Genomic DNA, 5,041 nt, shown 5'->3' on the forward strand with positions numbered 1-5,041 from the left:
AGCAGTTCGGTAGCTCGCTGGGCTCATAACCCAGAGGTCGCAGGTTCAAATCCTGCCCCCGCTACCACTCCCAGAAGCCCGGGATCCGGAAACGGACCCGGGCTTCTGTGCGTCTCCCGATAAGAGGCACGGGACGACGTACCGAGCACTGTTTGGGAGCCTGTATAGTTATTGAAGACACACCGACGCGGGGTGGAGCAGTTCGGTAGCTCGCTGGGCTCATAACCCAGAGGTCGCAGGTTCAAATCCTGTCCCCGCTACTGATCGCCGAAGTCCCGGCCACCGGATCACCCGGTAGCCGGGACTTCGGCGTTTCTGGATCTTGCCGCGCCTGCTGCGTCGGTGATTACATCATTACATGACTGACAAACCAGTGCCCACGCTGTACGAGTGGGCGGGCGGCAGCGAGGCGTTCGAGCGGCTGACCGAGGTTTTCTACCGCACTGTCGTCAAGGACGACGTGATCGGCCCGCTCTTCGCCCACATGGACCCGGACCATCCGAAGCACGTCGCCATGTGGCTCAGCGAGGTGTTCGGCGGGCCTGACCGCTACACCAAGGAGCGCGGCGGTTATCCGAACATGCTCCGCCACCACCTCGGCAAGGCCATCACTGAGCCGCAGCGCCGCAGGTGGGTGAGTCTGCTCATGGACGCGGCCGACGAGGTGGGCCTGCCGGACGACCCCGAGTTCAGGGCGGCGTTCGCGAGTTACATCGAGTGGGGGACCAGGTTGGCCAGGCACAACTCCCAGCCGGACGCCGAGCCTCCGCTAAAGGCTCCCGTGCCGCACTGGGGCTGGGGGGTCGCGCCGCCGTACCAGCCGTAACCTGGAGGAATGGGAGCCACGTCCCGCGGGATGCTCCGCGTCTACCTGGGGGCGGCGCCCGGGGTGGGCAAGACGTACGCCATGCTGAGCGAGGCGCACCGCGCACGCGAACGCGGCAAGGACGTGGTCGTGGGCTTCGTCGAGACCCACGGCCGCGCCAAGATCGCCCGCCTCCTCGAAGGGCTGGACATCCTGCCGCGACGGACGACGACCCATCGGGGCGCGACATTCACCGAGCTCGACGTCGATGCCGTCATCGCCCGCGCTCCCGCCGTGGCGCTGATCGACGAGCTCGCCCACACGAACGTTCCCGGCTCCCGCAACGTCAAGCGCTGGCAGGACATCGACGAGATCCTCGACGCGGGGATCGACGTGGTCTCGACCGTCAACATCCAGCACTTCGAATCGCTGAACGACGTGGTCGAGCAGATCACCGGCGTGCCGCAGCGGGAGACCGTACCGGATGAGGTGGTGCGGCGCGCGGACCAGATCCATCTCGTCGACATGGCGCCGGAGGCGCTGCGGCGCAGGATGGCCCATGGGAACGTCTATCCGCCCGAACGGGTCGACGCCGCGCTGGCCAACTACTTCCGCGTCGGCAACCTGACCGCCTTGCGGGAGCTCGCTCTGATCTGGGTGGCCGACAAGGTGGACGAAGAACTCGACCACTACCGGGCGAACCATGGCATAGCGGGCACCTGGGAGGCCCGGGAGCGAGTGGTGGTCGCCCTCACCGGAGGCCCGGAGGGCGACACGCTCATACGGCGGGCGGCCCGCATCGCCGCCAGGAGCAAGGGCGCGGACCTGCTGGCCGTGCATGTCACCCGCGCCGACGGGCTCGCCCTCGGCGGCGAACCCGCGAGCCTGATCCGCCAGCGCACTCTCGTCGAGGATCTCGGCGGCTCCTACCACCAGGTGGTGGGCGACGACATCCCGCGCGCACTGCTCGAGTTCGCCCGTGGCGTGAACGCGACCCAGCTCGTGCTGGGAGCGTCGAGGCGAGGGCGCTTCGCCCAGATCCTCTCGCGGGGCGTGGGCGTGACCACGACGGCACTGTCGGGCCCGATCGACGTTCACATGGTCACGCATGAGGCGACCAGGAAGGCGCGTGAGCCGGCGCGGTCGGGGGCCGCGCTCACCCGCGGGCGCCGGCTGTCCGGCTGGGGGCTGGCGCTGCTCGGGATGCCCCTGCTCACCGCCGTGCTCCTGCCCCTGAGGCTGTCGCTGCCCAGCGAGATCCTGCTCTTCCTGCTGCTCGTCGTGGGGGTCGCCCTGGTGGGCGGCATGTGGCCGGCCCTCACGGCGGCGGTGCTCGGGTTCGGGCTGCTCAACTGGTTCTTCACGCCGCCGCTGCACACGCTGACGATCTCCCAGCCCGAGAACGTGCTCGCGCTGGTCATCTTCGTACTGGTGGCGGCCATGGTCAGCGCGGTGGTCGACCTGGCGGCCAGGCGCAGCAGGGAGGCGGCGCGTTCGCAGGCCGACGCCGAGGTGCTGTCCACGCTGGCGGGGCACGTGCTGCGGGGCGAGGCGGCGCTGCCGTCGCTGCTGGCCCGGATGCGGGAGACGTTCGGGCTGACCTCGGTGACTCTGCTCGAACGCACGGACGGCTGGAAGATCGTCGCCACCTCGGGTGGCGTGCCGTGCACGAGCCCGGGGACGGCCGACACCGACGTCGTGATCGACGACGGGCTCGTGCTCGCCGCCCACGGCCGGCTGCTGGACGCGAGCGACCGCCGGGTGCTGGAGGCGTTCGCGGCGCAGGCGGCGGTCGCGCTGCGCGAGCAGCGGCTGCGGGAGGCCGCGGAGCAGGCCGAGCCGCTGGCCGAGGCCGACAGGATGCGCACCGCCCTGCTCGCCGCCGTCAGCCACGACCTGCGAACCCCGCTCGCCTCGGCCAAGGCCGCGGTCGAGAGCCTGCGCGGCACCGACGTCACCTGGTCGGACGAGGATCGGGCGGAACTGCTCGCCACCGCCGACGAGTCGCTGATCAAGCTGGACCGGCTCGTCTCGAACCTCCTCGACATGAGCCGCCTCCAGGCCGGCGTCCTCGGCGTCCACCTGGAGCCCGTGGCGATCGAGGACGTCCTGCCGCGCGCCATCGACGACCTCGGCCCCCTGCGTGAGCGGATCCGGAGCGACCTGCCGCCCATGGTGCCCGAGATCACGGCGGACCCCGCTCTGCTGGAGCGGGTGCTCGTCAACCTGATGGCGAACGCGGTCCGCTACAGCCCCGACGACGAGCCCGCCCTCGTCAACGCGAGCTGGCACGGCGAGAACGTGGAGATCCGCGTCATCGACCGGGGTCCCGGCATTCCGCCCGAGGCACATGAAAGGGTGTTCATGCCGTTCCAGCGGCTCGGCGACCGCGACAGCCACACGGGCGTGGGGCTCGGCCTGGCACTCTCAAGGGGCCTCACCGAGGCGATGGGCGGCACGCTCATGCTGGAGGACACGCCCGGAGGGGGACTGACCATGGCCATCTCGCTGCGGAGGCACGCATGACCCGCGTGCTGGTGGTGGACGACGAGCCGCAGATCCTGCGTGCTCTGCGCGTCAACCTGGCCGCCAGGCAGTACGAGGTGGCGGTCGCGCCCGACGGCGGCACAGCGCTGCGCCAGGCCGCCGAGTGGCACCCCGACCTGGTCATCCTCGACCTCGGCCTGCCCGACCTCGACGGCGTGGAGGTCATCCAGGGGCTGCGCGGCTGGACCGCGATCCCGATCATCGTTCTCTCGGGGCGCTCGGACAGCACCGACAAGGTGGACGCGCTCGACGCGGGCGCCGACGACTACGTGACGAAGCCGTTCAGCATCGACGAGCTGCTCGCACGCGTCCGCGCGGTGACCCGCCGCACGGGCCAGCCGGAGGAGGAGGCCGCCACGGTGCGGCTGGGCGATCACCTGATCGACCTCTCCAACAAGACGATCTCAGGTGGTGTACGGCTGACGCCCACGGAATGGCACTTCCTGGAGATCCTGCTGCGCAACCCTGGGAAGCTGATCAGCCAGCGTCAGCTCCTGCGGGAAGTGTGGGGCGATGTCTATGAGAAGGAGACCCACTACCTGCGCCAGTACATGGCCCAGCTCCGGCGCAAGCTCGAACGGGATCCGTCCCATCCTGTCCACCTGCTGACCGAGCCCGGGATGGGCTACCGGTTCCAGCCTTCTTCGTCGTAGGTCCTGCTGACCATCGAGAACGCCTTGTACCCGGCCCAGCCGAAGAGCACGAGCCCGAAGACCACTTGTACGATCCGCATCGGCAGGGATGAGCCTTGGTCGGCGTAGACAACGACACCGACCCACATGAGGCCGAAGATCCCGACCAGTGCGACCGCCGCCCAGTTCAACCCCCGCTGCCACATATGCGAAGTCTTACAGCCACGCGGCCAAGGCGGGGTATGCCCTGAGTCGTCATCAGGTCAGCGGCTAACGGGGAAGCGTCCTTCTCATGCTGACGCAGCGGCGGCGCAGACGCATTCCGCGTGGGCGCTGCGGGGTGGCGTTCTCCAGGCATTCGAGCAGCGCCGCCGCCGTCCGGGCGTCTGACAGGATGCGCTGAGCGGCCTCGCCGTCCTCCGGCAGCTGGCCACGCTCGCCCAGCTCGTGCTTGAGGAACGCCAGGGGGTCGGGCGCACCCACGCTGTCCGCCGCCACCGTCGCCCGCGCGGCCGTCAGGAGGCGCAGGTAGTGGGTGCGGAGCACGGCCTCGCGCAGGCGGGCGTGTTCGAGGTCGTCGATCAGGGTCCTGGCGATTCTCAGCAGGTCTCCGGCATGGGTCGCCTCATCGGCGAGGAAGGCACGGATGTCGTCGAACTCCGAGCGGGTCATAGCGGACACCTCCGAGAGCGCAGTCTGCTCGTAGCTACTTCGTACCGGGGGACGATTGCGGATGACTTGCGGTCGGCTTGATGTCGCGGGTGCCGACCAGGGGGTTCTTGGGGAGGTTTGAGCGTTGCGTGGTGAGGGAAGGGTCTAGGGATTACCTAAGAGGCAGAAGTGGGCGCTGCGGGCTGCTAGAGTTGCTTCGCGCAGGGCGCTCAAGGGGTTCCTCGAACCTCCGGAGATGCCCGGCGGATCCCACTTCCTTCAGGCTCGTCCTTCGGTGTTCGTATCACTCTGGATGGGCTGGTAAGTTAGAGGGGTTGTCCCGGAAGCGGGGCACGGATTAATTCCAGCAAGTCGAGCAAGTCGGGTCAATTTGACAGGGACTTGA

At 68.9% G+C, this 5,041-nt stretch carries 5 protein-coding genes and 1 tRNA gene; 4 read left to right on the forward strand and 2 right to left on the reverse strand.

All coding sequences use genetic code 11. The features are described from left to right. The first annotated feature begins 186 nt into the window (after nucleotides 1-186). The 4 genes from AB0J64_RS56685 to AB0J64_RS56700 all read left to right on the forward strand — a co-directional run bounded on the left by AB0J64_RS56685 (nucleotide 187) and on the right by AB0J64_RS56700 (nucleotide 4,005). Nucleotides 187-260: transfer RNA gene (locus AB0J64_RS56685), tRNA-Met, on the forward strand. 98 nt (nucleotides 261-358) lie between these two features. After that, the gene (locus tag AB0J64_RS56690; RefSeq protein ID WP_364046949.1) at nucleotides 359-826 is read left to right on the forward strand and encodes a group II truncated hemoglobin; all 468 of its coding nucleotides are present in this window, start codon (nucleotides 359-361) and stop codon (nucleotides 824-826) included. A 9-nt stretch (nucleotides 827-835) separates the two neighbouring features. Further along, nucleotides 836-3,331 (forward strand): DUF4118 domain-containing protein, encoded by a 2,496-nt coding sequence (locus tag AB0J64_RS56695; protein ID WP_364046952.1) that lies wholly within the window; start codon nucleotides 836-838, stop codon nucleotides 3,329-3,331. After that, complete coding sequence (locus AB0J64_RS56700; protein ID WP_364046955.1) at nucleotides 3,328-4,005, forward strand: response regulator; 678 nt, start codon at nucleotides 3,328-3,330, stop codon at nucleotides 4,003-4,005. Before AB0J64_RS56695 ends, AB0J64_RS56700 begins: the two co-directional genes overlap by 4 nt. Here AB0J64_RS56700 and AB0J64_RS56705 read toward each other — a convergent pair. Further along, nucleotides 3,978-4,190: a hypothetical protein gene (locus tag AB0J64_RS56705; protein ID WP_364046958.1), complete on the reverse strand. Its 213-nt coding sequence runs from the start codon at nucleotides 4,188-4,190 to the stop codon at nucleotides 3,978-3,980. The genes AB0J64_RS56700 and AB0J64_RS56705 overlap by 28 nt on opposite strands. Nucleotides 4,191-4,254: 64 nt before the next feature. Beyond that, on the reverse strand, nucleotides 4,255-4,656 hold the full coding sequence (locus AB0J64_RS56710) for a hypothetical protein (RefSeq protein ID WP_364046961.1): 402 nt from the start codon (nucleotides 4,654-4,656) through the stop codon (nucleotides 4,255-4,257). Between the last annotated feature and the right edge of the window lie 385 nt (nucleotides 4,657-5,041).

Source organism: Nonomuraea sp. NPDC049695, assembly GCF_040674955.1.
Lineage (GTDB): Bacteria > Actinomycetota > Actinomycetes > Streptosporangiales > Streptosporangiaceae > Nonomuraea > Nonomuraea helvata.

Excerpts from the sequence above, each read along its gene's own strand:
- AB0J64_RS56710 (WP_364046961.1), bottom strand. The coding sequence starts at position 4,656 with ATGACCCGCTCGGAGTTCGACGACATCCGTGCCTTCCTCGCCGATGAG.
- AB0J64_RS56700 (WP_364046955.1), top strand. The coding sequence starts at position 3,328 with ATGACCCGCGTGCTGGTGGTGGACGACGAGCCGCAGATCCTGCGTGCT.
- AB0J64_RS56690 (WP_364046949.1), top strand. The coding sequence starts at position 359 with ATGACTGACAAACCAGTGCCCACGCTGTACGAGTGGGCGGGCGGCAGC.
- AB0J64_RS56705 (WP_364046958.1), bottom strand. The coding sequence starts at position 4,190 with ATGTGGCAGCGGGGGTTGAACTGGGCGGCGGTCGCACTGGTCGGGATC.
- AB0J64_RS56695 (WP_364046952.1), top strand. The coding sequence starts at position 836 with ATGGGAGCCACGTCCCGCGGGATGCTCCGCGTCTACCTGGGGGCGGCG.